This is a genomic window from Psychrobacter raelei, from assembly GCF_022631235.3.
Classification (GTDB): Bacteria; Pseudomonadota; Gammaproteobacteria; order Pseudomonadales; family Moraxellaceae; genus Psychrobacter; species Psychrobacter raelei.
In genome coordinates, this window is the sequence record NZ_CP093310.2 from 1,801,649 (window position 1) to 1,825,819 (window position 24,171).

Genomic DNA, 24,171 nt, shown 5'->3' on the forward strand with positions numbered 1-24,171 from the left:
CAAAGTTATTCAAAAAGGTAAATGGTAATAAGGATAAATGACTAATTTGACACGCTTAGCTGCTGTGCTTCAAGCGTTAAATGCGTAATTAGCCTGAAGCACCATCATAACAAAGCGGTGAATTAATCGTCTCCACCCCCGATACTGGCCATTAAATCGGCCTGGTGTTCACGATTTAACGCATCAAGTAGCTCTGTTAAATCGCCTTCCATAATAGCATCTAACTTATATAGGGTTAAGTTGATACGATGGTCGGTCATACGACCTTGTGGAAAGTTGTAAGTACGAATGCGCTCACTGCGATCGCCACTACCCACTAAGTTGCGGCGTAGGGCATCTGCAGTATCGACCTGCTCTTGCACTTTGGCTTGCTGAATACGGGCGATTAGCATTTGCATGGCTTTGGCACGGTTTTTATGCTGACTGCGCTCTTGTTGACACTCAGCGACCACACCCGTTGGAATGTGAGTCAAACGTACCGCCGAGTCGGTGGTGTTTACGTGCTGACCACCGGCACCGCTTGAGCGGAAGGTGTCCATACGAATATCGGCTGGGTTTAGCTCTACCGTATCATCAATCTCCACCTCGGGCATCACCGCGACCGTACACGCTGATGTGTGAACACGGCCTTGGCTTTCTGTTTCAGGAACACGTTGTACTCGGTGTGCGCCTGATTCAAACTTTAAGCGGCCATACACATCATTACCTGATACTCGGCTGATAATCTCTTTATATCCGCCGTGCTCGCCTTCGTTGGCTGACAGCACTTCGATAGTCCAGCCTTGTGAAGAGGCATAACGCTCATACATACGAAACAGATCGCCTGAGAAAATAGCCGCTTCATCACCACCGGTACCGGCACGGATTTCTAAGAAGGCAGGTACTTTATCATTAGGATCTTTTGGCAGCATCATGACGTTCAGCTCTTCTTCCATCGCCTCAATATCACGGCTGGCTGAGTCAATCTCCTCTTGCATCATCTCTTTCATATCAGGATCTGATGCGTCGTTGATCATCTCTTGTGCATCTTTTTTATCAATTTCAGCCTGACGATAGCGCTGCCACAAAGCGGTAATCTCTGACAGCTCGCTGTGCTCCATAGATAACTCGCGAAATTTATTATTATCGCTGATGGTATCAGGATCAGACAACAAGGCAGTCACTTCTTCAAAGCGGTCTACCATTTGATCTAAGCGTTCTCTTAACGAGTCTTTCATAAGTAATCTTTTCTTCAGTGAAGTTAGTAACGAGATATAGGGTCATACTTCAGTAACTATCGATAGTTAAGCTTAAGGTTGAAAGCTTATTAGGGTCATTAGTTTACTGATTTTTGATAATTATTTCGGTAATTATACGAGGAAGCTTTGTATAGGCTTTGCGCTATAAAAATGTAGCGACTTACACAAAGTGGCTAATTATAACAAATTTTGGCGAAAATACCGATACTCACGATGTTAAATTCATGGCCTAACGAATTAAGCAGGCCCAATGACCTGCTTAATCTGAGATAAAATGCACTTTATAACCAATGAGTTAAACTTTGCGCACCAGCACTGAGCCGATTGAGTAACCGGCACCAAAGGAGCACATGACGCCCAAATCGCCTGATTGCAGCTGATCTTTAAAGCGATGGAATACAATCACGGGGCTGGCTGAACTGGTGTTACCAAATTCATCAATCACAGTGGGCGCAAGCGCAGGGTCAGCATCTTTGCCGACCACACTGCGTAAAATTAGATTGATCATGTTTAAGTTGGCTTGGTGTAGCCACATCATTTTTACTTCTTCAGGCTTAAAGTTGTTCTCTTGCAAATGCTCACTGATCATCTCAGAGACTTTGGGGCATACTTCGCGAAACACCTTACGGCCATTTTGTAAAAACAGCTTATCCGTTACCGGTTCTTTTAGATCATGATACAGCTCAGTACCTGCTGCTAAATACTCGCATCTGTCTAAGAAGCTGTATTCATTTTTGATATTGATTGAAAACTGAGTAAACAGTTTGCTGTCTAAAATCTCATAGCCTTTTGGTGTATCTAGCTGCTCAATAATAGAGGCCGTCGCCACGTCACCAAAGATAAAGTGGCTATCACGGTTACGGAAGTTTAGGTGCGAGGTAGTAATCTCAACGTTTACCACAGCAATTTTAGTGCCTAAGCCGCCTTTAATCGTACCCACTGCTTGAGCGATACCAAAGGTTGCGGCGCTACAAGCCACGTTCATGTCATAAGCGAAGCCGCCCACCATACCGATGGCATGTTGAATCTCAATGGCCAATGCAGGATAAGCGCGGGGTAAGTTTGAACAGGCCACAATAATTCCGTCAAGCTCAGTGGCCTCAAGGCCGGCTTCTGCTAAAGCTTGTTGTAGGGCATCTACCCCCATCTCAGCCATTAAAGACAGCTCTTCACCCAGCTTACGAGCCGGCAATACAGGTGCCATAATTTCAGGGTCTAAAATGCCTTTTTTGTCCATAACATATCGCGACTTAATACCCGATACTTTTTCAATGAACTCAGCCGATGAAGGCTCTAGTGCGTCACGGGTCCCTGCTTCAATTTCGCTGGCGTATTGAGTATTATAATTAGCGACATACTGATTAAATGAGTCAACAAGCTCTTCATTACTGATGCTATATGGCGGAATATATAGACCTGTCCCTGTAATATATGTTTTCATATTGCTTCCTATTATTCTTAGCAAATTAATTATGTGTCATACTAAAAGTTATCACGCTCAAAGAGGTGAAGCTGTTTTTTTTATTGCGGTGTCAAGTGACTGAAAAACTAAGTTGCAGTATTTGACCCTCGGTTGGCATTTTAAGCACAAGCCTAATATTATGCCTGTTTTGTGTCATTATTCCTAATACTGAGTGTGATAAATTCTTTATCTTTTTCTATCTCAGCTTATTTATGGCGCAATTGATAACTATAAATTGCTATTTTTCAGTGTACAAGCGTTTATTAATATAAAAAGGTTATTTTAAAATGCCTATTAAGGTATCACAAGCTCATTTAGAAGCCGAGTTACAGCAGCACACGCCAGCCGGTATCAAAAAGGTGCTTATCCTTGGTGCCGAAAGTACTGGCAAAACGACCCTATGCCAAGATTTGGCTCAGCATTATCAGACTCAGTGGGTAATTGAGTACATGCGCCCCTATTTGCAGCACAAATGGGACACCACTCAAAGCGTTTGTGAATGGCAGGATTTAATGCCGATCGCCTATGGGCAAGTTGCGACCGAAAATCAGCAGGCAGCGGTGGCCAATCGCTATCTGTTTTGTGATACCGCTTTATTTGAGATTATGGTGTATGCGTATTGGTATTATAATGAGTGTCCAGCCGCGCTTAAGGCTGCAGCACTGAGCCATCATTACGACTTGATCTTGCTAACGCAGGTGGATGTGCCTTGGGTGGCTGATGACTTACGTGACGCGCCCCAGCAGCGAGAGCAGATTACCCAAGCGTTTATCGATGCCTTAACTGAGCACAATAAGCCATTTTTACGCATTGGTGGGACACGTCAAGCACGGGTACAGCAAGTTACCCAGTGGCTTGACGCTGGTTTATGATAAGACAGCTTTTGGATAAGCTGTGACTATACCTTAATTTTCTGTAATACAAAGTCAATGTCTTTATCACCTCGACCGGACAAGTTGACCAAGATGCTTTGATCAGCCGGCATGTCTTTGGCAATCTTCATTGCATAAGCCACCGCATGTGAGGACTCCAGTGCTGGGATAATACCCTCCAGGCGAGACAAGGCCATGAACGCCTCTAAACATTCTTTATCTGTGATTGCTTCATAAGTGGCCAAATTGGCATCGCGCAAATAAGAGTGCTGAGGACCAACGCCCGGATAGTCTAGCCCTGAAGCGATAGAATGCACTTGTGCCGGCTCGCCTTTGTCATTAAGTAGCACATAACACTTAAAGCCTTGTATCTCACCTTTGACACCTTTAGTCATGGTGGCCGCATGATTCGGCGTATCTAACCCCTCGCCTGCCGGCTCAACACCAATCTTCTCAACGACATCATCTTCCATAAAGCCGCTGAATAGACCCATGGCGTTGGAGCCGCCACCGACACAAGCCACGACTTTATTAGGTAAACTACCAGTCGCCTGTAAGAACTGCTCGCGCGCTTCATGGCCAATAACCGATTGAAAGTACCCGACCATCTCAGGATAAGGCGCGGGACCAACCACTGAGCCAATGGCAAACATACTGTTTTTAATATCACCCAAATACGCCTCAAAAGCACTATCAACCGCCTCTTTTAAGGTACCAGCGCCTTGTGATACGGGCACCAGATTGGCGCCCAAGATTTTCATACGGCTGACATTAGGATGCTCTTTTTTGATATCGACCACCCCCATATGAATCTCGCAGGCCACGCCCATAAGTGCTGCCGCCGTCGCCAATGCTACCCCATGCTGGCCTGCACCGGTCTCAGCGATTACCTTGGTTTTGCCCAGTTTTTTGGCCAGTAGCACCTCACCTAAGCAGTGGTTGATTTTGTGGGCGCCGGTATGGTTTAAGTCCTCACGCTTTAGATAAATTTGCGCACCGCCGCAGTGCGCTGTCAGTCGCTTAGCATGATAAATCGGGCTAGGTCTGCCTACATAGGTCTCACGCAGGCGCTTCATCTCGGCGATAAAATCATCATTTTTAATAATTTCACGAAATCCAGTCTCTAGCTCATCTAGCGCTCGTGCCAGTTCAGGATGACTAATTTTTCCCCCAAACTCGCCATATAGGCCTTGGGTGTCTGGTAGTGTCGATGCGTGTAAACCATAGCTGTCTTTTATCTGTGTCATATTTGCCCCTAGCCTGCTCTAAAAAATATTTAAATAATGCTTTGTATCTACCTATCTATGCTTTCTATGCCTTAGTGTTTTTGTGTTCTAGTACACTGATACGAATTCTAAATTAACTTATTCTTCCGGTCAAGCCACAATATGACCTAAATTCTTGTAAACCCAGCACCGCAACTACAAACAAAAATATACACCCCCTTATAACCTAAAGGAATAATAACTCCTCTATTTAGCGCTAGACCTTATCCTACAAGTCTGGATAATAGTCTGTTTGTTTTGATTGCGGAGTTTGAGATGCTTGTTTTTGTCTTATTGATCCTCTTTGTTGGCCTGCTGTACGGTCTATGGCGTTATCATCGTCAAAGCGATTCGTTAAGCCGCAGTGTGTTTTTAGGCCTATTTCTTGGGGTGATCTATGGGCTGGTAATATCGAGCCTAGGATTGGATACAGAAAGCTTTTTACCTTGGGTAAATATCGTTGGTAATGGCTATGTGAATTTATTAAAAATGATAGCAATGCCTTTGGTATTTATCTCCATCTTGGCAGCCATTGCTCGATTAGAAAAAGCCTCTATGATTGGTTCGATGAGCTTTTGGATTATCAGCACCTTAATCATTACTACCGGTATCGCAGCCTTTGACGGGGCGATTATTGCCAATTTATTCCACCTTGATGCCAGCTCTATTGTGGCCGGTGAGCAAGAGATAGCTCGTAGCCAAAATATCATAGAAAGCAGCAGCCAAGTGGCCGATTTGACCATTCCGGGCCTAATTTTAAGCTTTATACCGACCAGCATTGGCGGCACCTTAGCCGGTCTTGAAAGCACCTCAATGATTTCAGCTGTGGTCATCGCAAGCTTATTGGGTATCGCCGCTTTAACCGTTAATAAAAATGACCCTGAAAAAGGTGCCATGATTATCAAAGGTATCGATATCGCTCAAAGCTGGGTTATGGCGTTGGTACGCTTAATCATCCGCCTAACGCCTTATGGTATCTTAGCGCTCATGATTAAAGTCATTGTCACTACTGATGCCGGCGCTATTTGGCAATTGGCCAAATTCTTAATCGCCTCTTATGTTGCACTATTTATTATGCTTATTGTGCACGCCTTGATTATTACGCTTACTGGACGCTCGCCCATTAGCCACTTTAAGAAAATCGCTCCGGTATTGACCTTTGCCTTTACCTCACGTAGCTCTGCGGCAACCATACCGCTAAGTATCGATGCGCAAGTCAATGAGCTGGGTATTGCCAAGCCAATTGCTAACTTTTCAGCATCCTTTGGTTCAACCATTGGTCAAAATGGCTGTGCAGGTGTGTATCCTGCGATGTTAGCAATGATGATTGCCCCCACTATGGGCATTGACCCTTGGTCTATGAGTTTTATTGCCTCCGTCGTGGGCATCTCTATGATTGCCTCATTTGGGGTGGCAGGTGTCGGCGGTGGCGCAACTTTTGCGGCCATTATCGTGCTGTCCACATTAGGTATGCCACTGGAGCTGGCTGGCCTGCTGATTTCTATTGAGCCACTTATCGATATGATGCGTACTTTGGTTAACGTTAGCGGCTCGATTACCGCAGGCGTGGTCGGCAATAAGGTACTGGGTGATGTGGCGCATCATGCAGACTATCAAGGCCAGCCTAGCTGACTTTAACCCAGCCTATATTTAAGCTGTTACAAATCAGCCCAGCCATTAAATCTTACCGATATTCGCCCCATAATTTGACCACAATTTATGGGGTATTTTTATGTCCACACCCTTACGACTCTTTATACCTTCAATACAACAACACTACATTTAACAAACTATATTGGCTTTAATATTATTAACAGGCAAGCCCCGTACTGTGAAATTACTCTAAACCTGTCCAATTAAAAAACCTATTAATAATAAATATAAGGAGCTTTATAAACATGACTCACCCCAGCACAGACATTAACGCCGATTATGAGATTAATGACTTGTCGCAAGTCACCAATCTTTTTGACTTTGAAGTATTGGCAAAAAAGAAAATGAGCAAAGGCGCATTTGCCTACGTCTCAACTGGTGCCGGCGATGAAATTACGCATCAAAATAACCACCGTGCTTATGACCACATCACCTTAAATCCTAGAGTATTAAATGATGCAAAAAAGCTAGATACTAAAGTGACCTTATTTGGTGATGAGTTGGCCTATCCAATTTTAGTCGACCCTTTTGCTTTCCAAAAAACCATGCATCCTGACGGTGAGCTTGCTACTGTCAAAGGCGCTGGAGAGGCCAAAACAGCTTGTGTCATTAGCTCCTTTACCACCACCTCTTTAGAAGATATTCAGCAAGTTGCGACCACGCCGATTTGGTTTCAGTTGTATATCCAAGATGACTTAGAATTTGCCAAAAAAGTGCTAAAACAAGCAGAAGCGGCCGGCTGCAAAGCGGTGTGTATTACCCTAGATTCTGTTGCCGCGGCTGTACGCAATGAAGAAGACAAGGTCGGCTTTGAGCTGTCTAAAGACTTGAACATGCCTTATAAGATTGGCCGGCCAGCCCCTGTCTCTTGGCAAGAAGTGGAAATGCTGATTGCTTATACTTCCTTGCCGGTACTGATTAAAGGCATCGTTAATGCTGAAGATGCACAACGAGCCCTTGATATTGGCGCCTCTGGTATTATTGTTTCTAACCACGGAGGGCGTAAATTAGATACCGCGCCGCCAACCATTGAGGCATTACAGCGAGTAGCTGAGCGTGTCGACCATAGAGTTCCCGTGCTCATCGATGGCGGTATCCGCCGTGGTACGGACGTCTTAAAGGCTTTGGCTTTAGGCGCTGACGCAGTGCTATTAGGTAAACCGATTGCTCAAGCATTGGGAGCAGCAGGATCAGAGGGTGTGGCCAAAGCGCTTAAAATCTTACAACATGAATTTGAAATGGCAATGACATTAACTGGGTACAACACCATTAATAGTATTGACCATTCGGTAATCTGGAAATAGCCCAATGATATTCATATTTTAATAGGGCGATCCAAGCGCTTATCCCTAAGTTTTATCTCTAGATATTTAAAAATCGGTCTGTCTTGCAGGCCGATTTTTTTATGAAAAGAAGCGCTGGGCGCGATTATAGATAGCCACAGATAACGGTTAAACTATTTACTTATGGATAAATATCTGTAATATAAACTCTACATTAATTGACATATGTCACCAAATTTTGGCCATCTCTGCTGATTCTTACTTCAATAAAGAGTTTTATTTATGAAAAAGATCGTTGCTCCTCTTGCCTTGTTTTATTTTTGTTGCCCTGCCGCTTATGCAGAAGCGCCCAAGCTATTCGGCAACTTGTTTGTACAAGGCTATTATTCTGACGCAAACTTTGATGCAGATAAAAAGCAGTTAGCAGATAAGTATCCTACCTACCAAGGCAGTGGTAAATACGGAGAAGATGACTTTCATATCAAAACTTATAAATCAACAATAGGTCTTCGAGGTTCAGAACCTATTAGTGCGACCACAGACGTGGTTTACCAGTTTCAATTTGGTGTGAATTTGACCGAAAGTAATGGCTCAAGTGTTGATTTGCCCAATCGTAGTAACTATTTAGGCTTAAAAAATGATACATGGGGCACAATAAGAGCCGGTCGCTACTGGACCCCTGTGGATTTGATTAACAATGTCGTTGTTGCTAAAGGCATCTGGGACAATAACGGCACGACTCAATTGTCAAAAACCACACAATCTGTTAACGCACTAAACATGACCGATGCCGTACCTCGGGTATCTAATGTCCTCTTCTGGCAGTCACCAGAGCGTAAGGATTTGCCATTTGAGCTGTTTGTGATGTATCAGGCGGATGAGGATAATGAATACCACAATGGCGAAGGCTTTGGCAGCTATCTCACCTATAAGCCTAATAATGGCTTGGTGGCAAGCGTTGCTTATGATAAGGACCTAGAAATCTCAGGGTCTCTTGTGCGCGGTACCGCTACCTATGATTTAGCCAAATCCACTAACGTGCCTGTTACGTTAGGCGCCTTATACCAAGTGGCTGATTATGACGGCTACTCAGAAAAAGAAAAAGGCATGGTACTTAGTGCAAAGCTCGGCTTAAGCAACCTCGCAAGACCTGCCTCAGTATATGCTCAGTACAATAGAAGTACTGATTTACATGGTATCTCTGGCGCAGACTCTAATCAGATTGCGATCGGTGGTGAATATAACTTTAAAGATAACGTCATTGCCCATGCTTATATGGGTTATAACAAGGCAAAAGATGTGGAAGGATATCTTGGCACACAAGAGGATGCCAACGGTGAATTAACCCCTCTGTATGCCAAAGGTGACTCAGATTATTTTGCTATTGGCACAGGTCTTCAATACAAGTTCTAGTCCGCCGCTCTTAGCACTTATTCATATAGATTAGGTTGGTGTAAAATCTAAGGCTGTTGGCCAACAAAGTCGCAAATGGCCCTAAAAACTGTCTTATGTTCTATTTTTCTGCCGATTAATTGGTTTTTAGGTTTGACAAGGGTCATAAAATCTATATAATACACATCCACAGAGCGAGGGTGATTAGCTCAGTTGGTAGAGCGTCTGCCTTACACGCAGAATGTCGGCGGTTCGAATCCGTCATCACCCACCACTATATTAGTTAGTGTTTAAACTTACTAATCGACCCAAGCAGCGGTAGTTCAGTTGGTTAGAATACCGGCCTGTCACGCCGGGGGTCGCGGGTTCGAGTCCCGTCCGCTGCGCCATATTTTAAAACTTAATAAGCTTTATTTAGCTTAACAGTTTCAACCTCAAGTATTGATTTACTTGAGGTTTTTTTGTATCTGTATATTCATATAACTTGTTGATTTATCAGGCTTTGCAGGGTGTTATATGTTGCATTGATCAACAAGCTGCAATTTTCTTGCTCGTCTTTTTTTACCCTTTTCCTAAATTCTATAACACTTATTGTTTAGGTATTCTACGGTGACCAATCTCTCAGTGACCAAATGGTGACCACTTTGCGACCAAGGTTGTTAAAAATTGGTTATGCTAACTGATCCCAAATTTGCCCTTAGCGTTAAGCTGCTTAATTAAAATCTCCCGAGTTTAACTATACGGATTTGACAGCAGGAGGGTATACAAAGTAGGGTTTAAAAATCAGCTCTTAATGAGTGACCACTATATAACAGAGCACTAATGTTATAATAATTAAAACGACATTGGAGGCGCATAAAATTTTAGTCACTTTAAGGTTATTGTCAGTTTTAATAGTTAGTTTCTCAAACTGCTCGTTTAATAGCTTATTAGTTGTGAGAGCATTAGCCTCATTTGATTTGGCAATACTCGTTGTGCTTTGAGCGTACTGAGATATCAGCTCCTGCTGATTTAAATCAGTCTGTTCTAGTAGTTGATGATGTCTAGATTCAAACGCTTTATTTAATCTATCTTCTCTATTTTCAACTAGAGTACTTAGCTGCTTAATTTGATGAGTCAATATTGAGGTTATATTTGCTTCACTAAGCTTGTTTAGTTCCGTTAATTTCTCAGAATCTACCTTTAAAGTCCGTTGTAATTCAAGAATAGCTTCTAATAATTCATTATAGTTCTCTAAGCTCTGGTTTAATATATTTGCTGATAAATTATTAATGGTGCTAACGAAATCTCTATTACCGTCTGAAACAGTTTGCTTTAGCGCATATAGGTTTCTTCTTATATCAGTAATTTTTTCAAGGTAATCTTCTATTTCAATTTCATCTGAAAGATAGGAAGTTATATCTTCTAATAATGAGCTCTTAAGTCTAGCGCTAGTGTGCTCTAATTGCTGGATAAGGAAGTGAACTTGACTATCTAGCTTCTCTAACTGTTTATCCGTATTTTCCTTACTAATACTTCTTAAGTTCTTGTTGAAAATATTTTCTAATGCATCATCAAGTGCTTGTAAGCTTTCGTCAGTGTCTATCATGATTTACCTTTAACAGTTTCAAAGTCAATTTTTATAAGTCTGAGGAGTAATATCCAATAAATCCTTTTTTTCTCGTCTGTTTCAGACATTGCTTTTTTAGAGAATTGATTTAAAGCGTCTTTAAACTCAGGCTCAATATATTTTGTAAAGTTTTTGCTATGTTCAATCTCTTGGTCTCTTTCTTCATTGAATTTTTTTAAGCTTGATTTACAGTATGTTAGATCAGATTGTAAGTTTATGACCCTTTTTTGATACTTCTCTTGTCTTTGCTTAACTTGATATATTCTATTATTTAGGGTTTTTATCTCATCTAAGTTTTTTTGGTAAATTCCATATCTATAGCCATTATAGTATTGGTAAATAACCTTGTTTAATTCATCCACCTGGTTATTAATAGACTCTATAACACGATGTAAATCTTCCTCATAATTCTGTGGAATCCAGTATGAAGAAAGTTTGTAGCTGTCTAGTTTGCTTTGAATACTCACTACTTCATCAATAGTTCTAAATTCGGGAAGTTTGAAAAGTGAAGAATAACTTCGGGTCAATATATCCCATTGTTCATTAAGATGAATAATTAAATGAGTGAGCATGTTTTTTAGTTCGTTGACATTATTACCTATTTTTGGGGGGTGAATGTGCTCAGGATAAATAACCGTCTTTAAGGAGCTGAAACCCCTCTCATCAATTATTTTTTCATTATTCTGGCTAATCCTTGCAATATGTTTATATGTTTCTTTAATATATCCACTGTCTTTCTGGATTTTCATTTTATTTTTTTTAATTTGCTCTGTTATTGAAACAATCTCTTTCTCAGCTTTGGTATTTTTAATCTCTTTTATTTTTTCTGCAACTTTACCAATTTGATAGCCATAAGCAAGACGAGATATAGGGTTATTAGAACTGTATATAACCTCTTTGAGTTCGTCGAAAAAACTTTCTCGAATAAGCTTTATGTGTTCTAACACAGTATCTTCTTTAGCAGAGTTTAAATAACTGATCCAGGATTGGCCAAGCTCTAATGCATAAAGCTGTTGCGATAACTCCCATTCGTTATCATGAGTATTTATCTGATCGTTGATATGCTTTCTAATATCAGACTTTGTGAGGGATCCATTTTTATTTAAACTTGTAGCACAGAAGTTATAACTAGACGCATCACTAAAAAATCTTGTTAGTATGACTTTAAATCTATGTGGCTTAATCATCCAATCCTGGAGTTCATCAAGCTCTAGATTTTCAGGTTGGACAATTAAACCTAAGTTATCAATTGTCGTAACCATCAAAACCAGATCTGATATTTCAATATTTTTTTTAATAACCTTTAAAACGAAGGCACGTTCTTTGTCATTATCTGCCTTAACGCCAGGTAAATCCTTGATAATAATATCTTTATCATTGTTTGATTTTTTTACAAGGTACTTCTTTGGTATGAAGATAGTTATTGACTCTATACTAAAGCTGCTCCCAGAACTCTCCATTTTACTACGCAGTCTGGATAAATAGCTTTTCGCCTGCTCATCATTAAGTTGTATTAGCTCCTTATTCTTGTCACTGTCTGTAGTAATAAACCAATAGTCGTTCTCTGAAGCCCGATACCTTACAATAGTTGACGTTGAAGAACGACCGTAACCTCTCTCACCTCTTAAAACATTCTCCACATGGTAATATGACTCAGCTGACACACCTACTAGCTCCAATATCAAAGAGGTTTTTCCAACCTGAGAAGGACCGTAAACAGATATAAAAATCTGATCCTTTATCGATGATGATGAATATAGCTGGCTATCAAAATTCCTCATAAACTTTGAATAAGCTATCTTAGCCCAGTCATATCGTTGCTGATAAATGTTATACCAAGTTGAGTTGATCATTTTTGATAGCTCTTCGTACATCTTTACGAATTAGTTTGAGTTGTTTCAAGGCCACCATTAGCTGGTGCTTCTGGTCTGTATTATTCACGCAGTACATCTCTTCTAAGTTTTGTCTTAAAAACTCCGATAGTTTCTCCATATGCTTATCATACTGCTGCAAAACCATTGAAATATTCTGTTGTCCGATTTGATTGGCATATAACCCTATAAACTCTCTATGAGATTTATCTGCTAAGGCAACGGTATTAGATACTTTATAAGATGTATAAGCGACTGCGCCAATCGCAACGGCCATACCGGCCATTCTTGTACCTAAGACAGATGCCTTCGTTAGATAATCTAGAGAATCTTTTGATTTAGCTCCGTTATCTGTATCATTATCACTGTGCGATTTATAGTTAATCTCACCATCTAGCTTACCATCTGCCATATCTAAGCCAACTAAAGAGCCAACAATACCCATTACTGCTTTAGCACTTTCGGAGGTTGTTTTAATATCTTTGGTTACATAGTTTAATAAATCTTCCAAGTCGTGGTGATTAAAGTTAACAGTTTTAATTTTATCTGATAGCTTGTTACTTTCCTCAGAATCAGCAAGGGATGATGCTTGTACTATTCTCGAATATTCCATAGCAAGGGCAGGTAAGTAGTCCAAGGCTTTCATAATAGCATTTTTAGCTGAGTCTTGACTGGAAAGTGAGTTTCTTCTCAACAGAGTATTGAGGCCACTATTAATAATGGCCTTATTATCTATGACTGAATCTTCAAAATCCTCCGTCTTTTCATCAGAATAGTTCAGCAGTTTTTCAGCATGATTATCAAGTTTAAGATTTAGTCTACTTTCAGATGTCTGATTAATCGCCTTTAAATTAGACCTCATTATTTCCTCAGAAGGAAAGTATTTTAAAACTCTATTTTTGCGCTTATCGTCAACTTCATTATTTTTAAATGTTATTTTTTTTAATAAGATTTTAGCGTTGTTTGCTACGCCAGTTTCTTCATTCTCAAAGTCATTATTAGCATTTGTAATAGCTTTATCAACCAGGTCTTTTGTATGACTTAGAAGCTTGTCTTCGAGTTCTTTTTTGTACTTAGCCGAAGACTTATTAAAGTGATCTAAAATATTTTCAACAGCTTTTTGCTGAGAGTCATTTTGTATATCGCTATCAACAGCTAAACTTTGCAACTCATCTGATATAAACGTTAGATCTCCATCGATTACATCAAGAATAGTATTGCGCTTTTCTTGCTCTACTTGGAGATCTTGTTTAATTATAGAGACGACAGTATCAGAAAAATCATCTTTCCAGTTTTCAAAGTCTATGCCAGTGAAAACTATTTTGTCATCTTCAACTTCATAGACCTCTGTAGCTCGGTTAATGAGGTCTGATTTTTTTTCTTCATTATTTCTAATGCCCTCAGATCTTGTGATAGCAATGATAGGTTTATGAGAACCAGCGCTGCCTTTTAAGTCTTCTAATATATCTGACTGGTTGTGAGCAAGTCTTTCTTCGCGGGTAACTAAGACAACACCTATTGAGTGAGCTAATACATAGCGCATAAAACGTTGCCAAACTGAGTTTTTATAGTTCTCGTTCTCATAGCCGGGTAACAAGACCCAACTGAATGTAAAGTTGTATACAACAGGGACACGCAACTTCACATATAAAACACGCTCGTTTTCATTAGGCTTATAGTTCCAATATGTAATGGAGTTTTGAAAATCTTGTTTGCTACACTCTCTCTCATACTCTTTCTGAATCTCAGAGTTATATATAACCTGAACTCCCTTAATTTCATCGATTGTGGCATCCTCATAGACGAAAACTGGAATCTGCTCACCTCGACCACTATTCGCTTGTAGCCAGTCAGAGGCATTATATATTGAGCTTAATAGAGTGGTTTTACCTGCACCTTGTGTTCCTGCTATAGCTACAAAGGTTTCACTAAGTAATAAGCGGCTAAGTTTTATTTTACGGTAGGCATCAATTAATTTATCAATGGTATCCGGGCTGCAACTATCAATTTGAGTTGCAATCCTCATTACTGTTGCGAGCTTATCTTCCAATTGGATTAGCTGTATATCATTCATGTTTTGTCCTAACTATCTATAAAAAATCAGGTTGTTAATTAGAGCTTATTTATTATGTTTTTTAAACATTATCCTATCAATAATATATGTATTTAAATCAAAACGATATTAAAGAGGAACCGTCTTGTATCTACAAAATTATTTTAATCTAAATTGATAATATATAGTAAAAATTAAATATTCCGCCTAAAAAGGATGTAGCTTTTATATAGATTACTGATAATAGTATATTCTGTAAATAATTTAGGCTGTTTTATAAGATAATTTAAGCTTATTTACGTTCTCGGTTTAAGCAAATCTAAAGGCAAGTTTTCTGATTTCATGCCTGATCTATTCATTATCAGTACTGGGAAAACTGATAATGAAAACGCTTGGTACTCTGTCGGCTATTATAGCCAATCCCTACAACAAAGCTGGTCTCATATGATACGCATCAAACAGCTTAAAGAGCTCAAGAGCGATGTTGTTCATCAACAACTCTTGCCATTATTAGATGTCGATTTGATTAAATATAAAGCACTAACGGTGTTGCCTTATCCATTACAGTATTTGCGAGAGATGATTGCCATTAATAATGCATAAAAACACCCCATGAGTTGTGTCCAACTTATGGGGTTCTGTTCAGGCTAAGGGTTTTCTTATGTTTAAACATATAATACTAACGTTTAATCAATGGCTTATTATGACTTACTTAGCTCTTGATAAGCAGATACTCACTTGGTGCACCATGACTAGAAATATATAAATACCGAACCGCACGTGTAGCCGCCACATGGAACAAAGCACGTTCATTAATATCTGATAATCGCCGTTCTACCACGTCTTGTGATGAATTGATTGCGACACTTAGTGGTACAATGCCCTTATTAATCCCTACCATCATAACGCATCTAAACTCCAAGCCTTTGATACGATGCATAGTAGCTAGACGAACTCCTTCTTGAGATCTATCATCTGACTTTTGACGAGATAGTGTGTGCGTAGGCACTCCATTATTTTGCAGAATCTGGGCATAGTCCTCACAAAGCCTATTCGTACGAGCTACAAGACATATCTCTGAAAGAGACACATCCTCAACTTTTAATTGCTCAATTTGCTGTACTAGCCACTGGACTTCCCCACCTATATCTGAGAAGTTTTTAATGATGGGTTCTTGTCCTAATACCAAAGAGCGATAGTCATTAGTACTATCGATACCACCGTCTAAATCATCAATCTCTACATCTTCTAATAATGCGGTTGCATAACGACGAATAAGCTCCGTAGTACGGTAGTTGATTTTTAACTTCCGACCACGTCCCCTAATATTGATACCACAGTGGCTGAAGCTTGTTTTACGTTTATAGATACGTTGATGTGCATCCCCTACGATAAATAGATCGTTCCTTTGTTCCGATACTAATGCACGTAGTAAACTTAAAGCCTCTGCTGAGAAATCCTGTCCTTCATCTACTACAACCGCATGATAGCTACGTTTGTCGCTACCAGTTTGTAGTAAATTGAGCGCATGGTGAATAGCATCTTCAACGGTTACAAAGCCAGCTCTTGCTAATTGCTCACGCATCTCCTCAAATACTGGCCAAATTTGCGCACGTTGACGTCTATTTAAGGCAACACCTCGTCCTACACGGCTAGCGGCAAAGTAGTCACGGCGGCTGCGTACTTGTTGCGATAAGATAACGCGCTGCCATTCCTCTTTATAAAAACTATCAGGTAATCCAAGTTCACCCGGTACTAAAGCCATTGCTTGAGACCAACAGTTATCATAGTGTCTATCCTTACCTCCAGGATAGACAATAGTCGATTGATAGCCATTACGTTTAACAAATTGACTGACCCAAGCATCTAAGTTGACTACTTCAATTCGCTGAGCTTGTTCGGGCGTACAAATTTTTCGTAAATTATCTGCAATATCTAAAGCTAAGTTACTCGTAAACGTAGTAAACAGCAGACGAGCATCTTTTGGCCAGTCCGGCTGAGAAACTAACCAACGAGCACGATGCATGGCAACCACTGTCTTGCCTGTACCCGCACCGCCTAACACTCTTACAGGGCCATTCCAATCGCGTTCTACTAACTGACGCTGTGAGGGATGTAAAAAAACACGCCAGCGTTCTAAAGGTGCATTTAACATACGTCCAAGCTCCTGTTCATCTTCGGGAACATGGAACCGGCGCTGGGTTACGGGGTTATCTAAGGCTGCTTCGAAGTCCTCAATATCGACAGGCTCTGTTGCCTTGGACAATGAGTACTCTTGCAAAATCTCTTCAAGCGGTGTTCCTGCTGCTAATAAATATAGTGCTTCAAATGCTTCAATTGGCAATTGACGTTCTATTTTTTCTAGTGCCACCTCACTGGTTAAAGAGTGGACTAGTGCTAAGCGCTCTTGTGGCACTCCTATACTTAGTAAAATATCATCTTCCAGATTAAACAAAGGCGTCGCAGGTATCGTATGTTGGTCTGACTGATTCTGCTCTTCAACTGGAGTGGGTGCTATATTTTGTGGCGAAGAGTCAGTCTCTCTCTGCTCTATTTCATGCTCTACTTCAAATAACTGCAAAGATCCAGTGGTCGGGTGAATTTGGCAACGATGACGTACCGCCCAAGTATAAGCATCATCATGCTTATCTACCCATAGTAAAATATAAACGTTACCCTGATCGGGGCTAAGTACAATACCGCGATAATCTAAATCAATACGTACAGAACGAAAATTGGGATCGCGCGCATTTCGAATGACTTCATAATTAATACCAGGCGCACGTGGATTGGCCCGAAACTTACTGACGAAGTTCATAACTGCCTTTTGCTTAGTCCGCGGAATATTGGCAAAAGCTTGAAGAAATCCATCACCTAATGCTACTTTGGGCTGTGCCTTAGCCATACTTTACTCCTTATCTAGCGCTAGTTTGAATTGCTCTAGCCAATTATCAGTATCTAATGAAATAAATAACCAGTCTGTGAGCTGTGGAAGCTGATCTATAGACTCTATAAATAGAGCAATTTTATGATTGGGCCATGCAAGCTCTGCGGTACCTATAGTGGCGCCTGAATTATCCGTTAGATCAATACCTACGTCCGGAACTTCTGATATCAAGGCTTGAAGGTGTTTAATTTCCTCATCCGTCAGCTCACTTAACTCACGTACATCTATCCATTCATTATCTATAGCAAGTGCCTCATCAGCTTGTCGAGTCACCTCATCGTCTTGTATTAACAAATGAGCAAAAGATCCTGCCTGCAGTCCGGTCTGGGTAGCTGCATAAAAACTTGGTGCATATTGCAACAGGTTATATGCCTGCCAAATCTCACGCCACTTATCTTTTGCGTCTTCGATACGCTGACCACTAAATACAGAGTCTTGGATATTGATAAAGAGGCTTACCATAGGACTGGTAGTCGTTAATGTTTTTCTGTTAGCAACCTCAGTATAACTTAGCAGATACCACGCGCTTGGCTGACCGCTAATATCTGATACCAGCCTCCAGTCTTGACTTTGATTGGGCATAGCACTAACTACAGCCTCATACCAATTGTTATTAGCGGTTACTTGAGAAGTAATGAACTGATCTAGTTGGGGTCGCGCGCTCAGCTGCAAGATGGCTATGCACAAAGCACACTGAATTAACTCTTGGCGCGTTTGCTCGGTATCGGTGAGCCATGCAGACAGCCACTCAAAGCTGCCTTGCTCTAAGAGTCCTCTAATCTCTTGCAAACTTCTCCACTGATGCGTGGGGGCAAAGTTATCCCATAACTTATACCCTGGGCTGGACGGCTTGGCACTGTCCAACAAAAGCTTTGGCATACTGGAAGCTTTGGCGGTATTTTCAGGATCTAAGTCATCCCAGGTTAACACCCAGACCTTGCGTCCTGAACGCAGTAAGCTCTGACGTTTAAGCACATCATCGGTCACAATGTCCTTATGATATTCATAACCATCAGTATAGACAATCAGCTCATTATCCTTATTACGGTCGGCTTGCTTATGCGGACGTAATACAAAGTCTGCACGCGTTTGTAAAACACCCTCTTCGCTACCGAACTCAACCTGTGGCTCCAGTACCCACATACTAGAACCTGTATCAATTAAATAACCCGGCTTATTATTAACACGCTCTTTAATAACCTTAAACCGTTTGCTTAACGCTTGTACAAACCGCTCTTCTAGAACGCTTTCCAAAATATGATTGGTTGGCACTTCATTTAGAGCCTCAATAGGTACTAACTTGTCCTTGTTAAACAAGATTTGTGTCAATAACTTCACAGCAGATTGGCGAGAGATATCTTGACGATGGTGACTGTTGCGATAGGCCAAAATACAGCTATAACACCCATCTTTATGCTCATCGTTGACACATTTACACGTACTTAAATGATGTGACGCCATCTCGAGCATGGTAAATAAAGCGGTAGGGCTTACCATCAGTTGTTTTAGATAGCCTGTTCCCCCAGGAATACGATCATAGATAACCAAGTATTGTTTAGTACCCGATAAACTAGACTCTCGCATCTCAGTGACTTCAAGATGCTGAACAGCACCATGAAAGTACTCTTTTAAACCTAAATTGATAGCGGCAATAAAGGATAGCCGAGCTGTTTCAGACTCTGCCACATCAGCTAAGGGTAATAAAATGCGTATGGCTTCAGAATGCAGCTCACGATAAAGATATAAGCTTTCAAACCAGTCATTTTCTGACTCAATAGCACCTGGACGTGCTAGCTTACAATCTAAGGCATGAGCAAACTGACCTTTCTTAAGCTTCTTGCGGCGTACCATGCCGCAATATCTACAAATCTGAAAGCCTTTACGTGAGCTGTTCTTGCCAGCGACAGAGAAGCTATTAAACTCCCCAAACTGTTCGCCAAAGTTCACTTCTCTAAAAGTAGCGGTACTGACGTACTCAAAACCAAAAGGCAGCTCAGGATTGTCAATACGCATGGCATTGCGACAATTGCGCGGGTCTATATCAATAAGTAACTGACGCTGGAAAAACTTAGGCTCTCGCTGATCACTATCATCGGTAATACGGTCATAACGGGAGTTGGCACGGGCATAGACTTGACGCAACTTAAGTAAATTTTGCTTTTGCTGAATATCGCCCCAATAAGGGTCTCCACATCGTGGGCATGCACTGTGCTTATCCCCCGATAAAGTAACATCTTCACTATAATGGCAGCTTGGGCATAGGCGCCATTCGCTCGGCTTTGATAACCGCAAGTCCACCTGCTCAATGCTAATCTTATGCTCAGAGACATAAAACACATTATCAGGTACCAGCTCATTTAATGCTGCTTGCGCTGAGCGCTGAAACTTCAAGGATACTTGCTCGTAGCTACTGTTACCTGCTTCGTTATCTGAGCCTATCCCCTCTTTTCGATCTGTCTTACGCACAATAACCGAATTTAACGTCACCCCCTCTTCAGGAAAAGCGTAGTTAGGTAACAATCCTTCGTCAGTAAAAAAGCTTAAAGTAGGCTGTTTGTTAATACTGTTGATCAATGAAAGCAAGGCTGAGCGCTCGCGTTTTAAATCCTCGAGCCTTTGATTGCGTGCTTCATCTTCTGGCTGCTTAGACAAGACCTCAAAGTTTTTCTTTAGATCAGCGGCACGTTTTTTATGACTTTCTCGGCCCTCTAATAACTCTTGAAGCCTATTAACGATGCGCCAGCTTAAAGGCGTGTACTCTGCAGCCTGCTCATCTGATAAGGTATTAAACGTTGATGTTGCACCTCTAGCCTGCAAGCCAATAAAAGACCTTAAATGAGCCTGTCCTTCTTCATCAAGTTCTTTAAATAACTGGACAAAACGGCCATATAGCTGCTCTTGATGCTCATCAATAAAGCTTAAAATATTATTCGGGAAACTATTTTGCGTAGAAACAAGATTAGTGCCGTTCTTTTGCTTGTGTTGCAAGCTGTTTAAGACCATACCCATCGTAGGTGCAATCGCATCTTCATTGACACCTGTGGCTACCCATCTATCAAAGCAATAAGCAATTAATTGACGTTCAAGCACTGCCATAGCGTTTAAGAAGATACCAGGTGTTGCCACGTCACCGGTAATCATCTCTAGTGGCTCTTCATAGAAATAGTTATCGTGATTATTACCATTGGCAATGGTCAATGCCAATGCATTACCATTACTACGTCCAGCACGACCAATACGCTGCAAGTAGTTAGCTTGAGCCGGTGGTACAGAGCACAGTAATACGGCGGACAAGTCACCAATATCGATACCCATCTCTAGCGTGGGTGTGGCAGAAAGCAAATTAACGTCCCAAGCATTTTTGCCATAAATGAACGACTGCTCAATGGCTAAGCGCTCCTTACCCTCTAGTAGCCCTGTATGTTCACTAGTGACCAAGCGCTTAGGAGAGGTCCGGTAAGCTAACTGTCCTTGCTGTCCACTATTTACCGGTTCATAAACACCTTGGCAGCTACTTTGTAAACACGGCATCGCATACCAGTTGGCTTGATTTTGTAACGAGATTGTCTGACGACTCCCGCATCTATTACAAGCGATACCGGCCACTGAGCTAACCACTTGCCAGCGCTCGGTATTTAGCAACCAGGCCCGCTCCCCTTTTGCTGTATCTTGTTCTATAAGCCACTTACTTCTTTTTAAGACATTTACTAAGATATAAGCAGCTTGCTCATATTCGGCACTGGCCAATACGTCATCGCCATCAGCAATGGTCTTATTAAACCAGTTGTTGTACCAGTTACTATAAGACTGCGAACCTCTACCTATGAGGTTTTGGAAGTTACTACTTACTGGCACCAGCGTTAATGCCGCTGGAGGCCTTGCCGAGAATCCATAGCCAGGCAGCCAAGGAATACGTGATAATAGATAGGTATTACCGCCTCCACTCACATAACCTTCTAAAATAGGGTCATAAAAGGCACCTTGTTGACGCAGTCTATTTAAGAAACCCAGTAAGAATCTTTGGACTTGCTGAGTGGTTAGAGTCTGAAGCTGTCCCAGCTCTTGCTGCCAATGTGTTAATAACTCACCCACACATTCATTCAAAGCATCTTGGTCAGGTTGAATCACTGCCACTGCTGAGCGCTCCAAGGTGCGTCCTATTCTAGAACGTAACCCTAGCTCAGTAAGAGCCTCCCAACGCAGCCGCTGAGATACCTGCTGCACCATATCTTTATCTATGGTGGCGCCATGTGAATTAATTAGGTCTTGATAGCCTGACTGCCACTGCATATTTGGGGCAATAAAAGTACCTATAAAGTTGGCATCGTTATTAATCTTACGCTGCCAATATCTTGGGACCTCATCGATAAAGCGCGATAAGGCCATATTATCACCCTCATCTCGTGCAACATAAGCAATTGCCTGACGGACAGTCTGATTATAGGTACGCGCACCAAAGAAGCCGGCCCGATGCGCCGCATCTTGCACAGAGTCTGAGAAAGCAATAAGCTTATGATCATCATTGCAGTGCGAACCATATATCTGGCTAATAGCTACACTGGCAAGGCTCGCTGCTCGCGAACCCAAAATCATCATACTGCCATTGGCTGAGCAACGAGGACAGTCATCGGTACGAATATTTTTGGTTTGACCAGCACGCTCAACTTGCTTAATCAGATACGGTACCCAGACCTTTAGCGTTGGCTGCTGACAGCTCTCACACTCAGTATGCTTATTGGGATATAGCTCACAGCATTGGGTACAGAGGTTGTAAATCTCACTAATGGCACTGTTTCTAAAAGAGAAATCATCATCTGGGCTGACCGGATATAGTAAGACTGAATCAGGTGATTGTGAGAACCAACCTGCATAGAACCGCTGTAACTCAGGGTTAATAGCCCGCTCACCTTGAGGTCTAATAGCCCCCCAAGCTGCAGCATGACATTCTCGGCAATGCAGGAGTGGCAAATGTAGCGGCGAGGTCGAGTCAATCAGGTCATCTGAATGGACTAATTTTGGCTCACGGCTAACGCTTGCTAACATACGCCTTAATTCACGCAACCAAAGCTGCACCCTAACTTGCAAAAACGGCCGAACTTTTTGCTTAGAAGCATCACTCCAGACACGGGCTGTAGAAATAAGCGCTGTTAGGCTGTCTAATAAGGCCAAAGCATAGTCAGTGCTGCTTAAGTTAAAGTCTTTTTGCCACTGCTCCGCCAGCTGACGTAGATCGACTATCTGGTTGGACGCTCGTAATAAACTCAAAAAGGCAGTATGCTGGTGTAGGTATTCACCCAGCGCCACACAAGCGGCCTTATATTCATGGGAGTCACGGTCATCAACATCTAAGGCTAAGTCAACATCAAACCATAGCTTGGCTTGGCGTCTAAGATATACGCCTTGAGTTAAGGCTCCCGGCAGTAGCTCTCTTTCAAAAGCCTCCGGCCAATGAGCCAGTAGCTGAGGTCTGTCCTCAGCGCTAATTTGTGAGTTGCGTCTGAACTGCTCAATGTATTCATCAACCGAAATCCGGTCTTCTAAAATAATGCTGTCTAAGCCGAAATCTGTTGCAAACACTTCACTGGCATATTCCGCCAGTTGCTTGCGCGCACTCTCTCCGCCAATAGTCGCTGAAGTACCCACACAGGCAAGATTATCTTGAAGGTGGAGCTTATCACGCAGGCGTCTAATCAAGCAGGCAAGATCTGTGCCTTGTGCCCCATCGAAGGTATGCAGCTCATCGACAACAAGGTAGCGCAGCAAATCTTGAGTTTTTAGATTATGTTTCCATAACCCCTGATCTTTAGGACGCATGAGTAAGAAGTCCAACATTTTATAGTTGGTCAATAAGATATCTGGTGGATTGTCACGTAAGGTGTCTTGATTGGTAATGACTTGATCAGGGCTCATTACCCGAGAGTCTGACCCGCCATCACCCGTGAATAGACCAACTGTCAGCTTTGGTGTTAAGCCTGACACTTCTTTGGCAAAACGGCGCGCTTGGTCTGTAGCCAAGGCATTCATTGGATAGATGATAACAGCTTTAATACCCCGCCGGCGCTCTTGCAGGCAGTAATCTAATATCGGGTACAAAAAGCACTCAGTCTTACCAGAGCCAGTGCCGGTGGCAACCAGTGTAGACTGTGGATGCAGCGTCGCTAAACGCTCAAAAGCCCGCTGCTGATGCATATAAGGCGTAAAGCCAAGCGTGACCTGAGTTAATGGAGACTGCGCTTGGCTATCTGCTGTGCGAAACGGTAGCTTCACTTCAAGCCAAGGGCCTTTGAGCAGATTATTCGGGCGCTCTGGATCTTGTAAAAATTGCTCCATAAGCCCCTTATCGCCACGTCCCTGAAAGCCAGCAGTGGTCATTGGAAAACTGCTTGATAAGAAGTTTTCCAATTCAGTCTTTATTTCACGGGCAATTAACGAGGGCAACATACAACATCCTTTTTTAGATACCAAGTCTGATATCTAGTATTACATAGGTGGGTCAGCACAAGCTCAACAACAAAGCGATTAATCC

Annotated in this window: 13 protein-coding genes and 2 tRNA genes; 7 read left to right on the forward strand and 8 right to left on the reverse strand. The window is 41.8% G+C overall.

Features of this window, described 5'->3' with window-relative positions; genetic code table 11:
* Positions 1 to 122: 122 nt before the first annotated feature.
* Complete coding sequence (gene prfA / locus MN210_RS07670) at positions 123 to 1,217, reverse strand: peptide chain release factor 1 (protein WP_011960698.1); 1,095 nt, start codon at positions 1,215 to 1,217, stop codon at positions 123 to 125.
* A gap of 316 nt (positions 1,218 to 1,533) precedes the next feature.
* Positions 1,534 to 2,679, reverse strand: a complete 1,146-nt coding sequence (locus tag MN210_RS07675) for a beta-ketoacyl-ACP synthase III (RefSeq protein ID WP_011960699.1) — start codon at positions 2,677 to 2,679, stop codon at positions 1,534 to 1,536.
* Positions 2,680 to 2,987: 308 nt separating this feature from the next.
* On the opposite strand from MN210_RS07675, the gene MN210_RS07680 reads away from it, so the two are divergent.
* A complete protein-coding gene (locus MN210_RS07680; protein ID WP_011960700.1) occupies positions 2,988 to 3,572 on the forward strand; it encodes an AAA family ATPase in 585 nt (194 codons plus the stop codon).
* 26 nt (positions 3,573 to 3,598) lie between these two features.
* Here MN210_RS07680 and trpB read toward each other — a convergent pair whose 3' ends face one another.
* Entirely contained in the window at positions 3,599 to 4,819 is a 1,221-nt protein-coding gene (gene trpB / locus MN210_RS07685) for a tryptophan synthase subunit beta (protein ID WP_011960701.1), read from the reverse strand.
* A gap of 294 nt (positions 4,820 to 5,113) precedes the next feature.
* Between trpB and MN210_RS07690 the strand changes: the two genes are divergently transcribed.
* From MN210_RS07690 to MN210_RS07710, 5 genes are all read left to right on the forward strand, one after another.
* Positions 5,114 to 6,469, forward strand: coding sequence for a cation:dicarboxylate symporter family transporter (locus MN210_RS07690; RefSeq protein ID WP_338411978.1), 1,356 nt, complete (start codon positions 5,114 to 5,116; stop codon positions 6,467 to 6,469).
* A 266-nt stretch (positions 6,470 to 6,735) separates the two neighbouring features.
* On the forward strand, positions 6,736 to 7,794 hold the full coding sequence (locus MN210_RS07695; RefSeq protein ID WP_011960703.1) for an alpha-hydroxy acid oxidase: 1,059 nt from the start codon (positions 6,736 to 6,738) through the stop codon (positions 7,792 to 7,794).
* A 261-nt stretch (positions 7,795 to 8,055) separates the two neighbouring features.
* Positions 8,056 to 9,186, forward strand: coding sequence for a porin (locus MN210_RS07700; protein ID WP_241878096.1), 1,131 nt, complete (start codon positions 8,056 to 8,058; stop codon positions 9,184 to 9,186).
* A 177-nt stretch (positions 9,187 to 9,363) separates the two neighbouring features.
* A tRNA-Val gene (locus MN210_RS07705) sits at positions 9,364 to 9,439 on the forward strand.
* 38 nt (positions 9,440 to 9,477) lie between these two features.
* Positions 9,478 to 9,554 (forward strand) — tRNA-Asp (locus MN210_RS07710).
* A 401-nt stretch (positions 9,555 to 9,955) separates the two neighbouring features.
* On the opposite strand, the gene MN210_RS07715 is transcribed toward MN210_RS07710, so the two are convergent.
* From MN210_RS07715 to MN210_RS07725, 3 genes are read right to left on the reverse strand one after another with little or no spacing between them, the layout of a single operon-like run.
* On the reverse strand, positions 9,956 to 10,753 hold the full coding sequence (locus MN210_RS07715; RefSeq protein WP_338411979.1) for a coiled-coil domain-containing protein: 798 nt from the start codon (positions 10,751 to 10,753) through the stop codon (positions 9,956 to 9,958).
* Positions 10,750 to 12,627, reverse strand: coding sequence for a hypothetical protein (locus MN210_RS07720; RefSeq protein ID WP_338411980.1), 1,878 nt, complete (start codon positions 12,625 to 12,627; stop codon positions 10,750 to 10,752). The genes MN210_RS07715 and MN210_RS07720 overlap by 4 nt, the downstream gene beginning before the upstream one ends.
* Positions 12,605 to 14,719 carry a hypothetical protein gene (locus tag MN210_RS07725; RefSeq protein ID WP_338411981.1) on the reverse strand — a complete coding sequence of 705 codons (2,115 nt, stop codon included), beginning with the start codon at positions 14,717 to 14,719 and terminating at the stop codon, positions 12,605 to 12,607. Before MN210_RS07725 ends, MN210_RS07720 begins: the two co-directional genes overlap by 23 nt.
* 321 nt (positions 14,720 to 15,040) lie before the next feature.
* Between MN210_RS07725 and MN210_RS07730 the strand changes: the two genes are divergently transcribed.
* Positions 15,041 to 15,301 carry a hypothetical protein gene (locus MN210_RS07730; RefSeq protein WP_241878104.1) on the forward strand — a complete coding sequence of 87 codons (261 nt, stop codon included), beginning with the start codon at positions 15,041 to 15,043 and terminating at the stop codon, positions 15,299 to 15,301.
* A gap of 109 nt (positions 15,302 to 15,410) precedes the next feature.
* On the opposite strand, the gene MN210_RS07735 is transcribed toward MN210_RS07730, so the two are convergent.
* Together MN210_RS07735 and MN210_RS07740 are read right to left on the reverse strand one after the other, a co-directional pair.
* On the reverse strand, positions 15,411 to 17,603 hold the full coding sequence (locus MN210_RS07735) for a 3'-5' exonuclease (protein ID WP_241878105.1): 2,193 nt from the start codon (positions 17,601 to 17,603) through the stop codon (positions 15,411 to 15,413).
* A gap of 3 nt (positions 17,604 to 17,606) precedes the next feature.
* Positions 17,607 to 24,086, reverse strand: coding sequence for a DEAD/DEAH box helicase (locus tag MN210_RS07740; protein ID WP_338411982.1), 6,480 nt, complete (start codon positions 24,084 to 24,086; stop codon positions 17,607 to 17,609).
* Positions 24,087 to 24,171 lie beyond the last annotated feature (85 nt).

Bases quoted from the DNA above. Each gene is read 5' to 3' on its own strand.
- prfA (WP_011960698.1), bottom strand. From the start codon at position 1,217: ATGAAAGACTCGTTAAGAGAACGCTTAGATCAAATGGTAGACCGCTTT.
- MN210_RS07675 (WP_011960699.1), bottom strand. From the start codon at position 2,679: ATGAAAACATATATTACAGGGACAGGTCTATATATTCCGCCATATAGC.
- MN210_RS07680 (WP_011960700.1), top strand. From the start codon at position 2,988: ATGCCTATTAAGGTATCACAAGCTCATTTAGAAGCCGAGTTACAGCAG.
- trpB (WP_011960701.1), bottom strand. From the start codon at position 4,819: ATGACACAGATAAAAGACAGCTATGGTTTACACGCATCGACACTACCA.
- MN210_RS07690 (WP_338411978.1), top strand. From the start codon at position 5,114: ATGCTTGTTTTTGTCTTATTGATCCTCTTTGTTGGCCTGCTGTACGGT.
- MN210_RS07695 (WP_011960703.1), top strand. From the start codon at position 6,736: ATGACTCACCCCAGCACAGACATTAACGCCGATTATGAGATTAATGAC.
- MN210_RS07700 (WP_241878096.1), top strand. From the start codon at position 8,056: ATGAAAAAGATCGTTGCTCCTCTTGCCTTGTTTTATTTTTGTTGCCCT.
- MN210_RS07715 (WP_338411979.1), bottom strand. From the start codon at position 10,753: ATGATAGACACTGACGAAAGCTTACAAGCACTTGATGATGCATTAGAA.
- MN210_RS07720 (WP_338411980.1), bottom strand. From the start codon at position 12,627: ATGATCAACTCAACTTGGTATAACATTTATCAGCAACGATATGACTGG.
- MN210_RS07725 (WP_338411981.1), bottom strand. From the start codon at position 14,719: ATGAATGATATACAGCTAATCCAATTGGAAGATAAGCTCGCAACAGTA.
- MN210_RS07730 (WP_241878104.1), top strand. From the start codon at position 15,041: ATGCCTGATCTATTCATTATCAGTACTGGGAAAACTGATAATGAAAAC.
- MN210_RS07735 (WP_241878105.1), bottom strand. From the start codon at position 17,603: ATGGCTAAGGCACAGCCCAAAGTAGCATTAGGTGATGGATTTCTTCAA.
- MN210_RS07740 (WP_338411982.1), bottom strand. From the start codon at position 24,086: ATGTTGCCCTCGTTAATTGCCCGTGAAATAAAGACTGAATTGGAAAAC.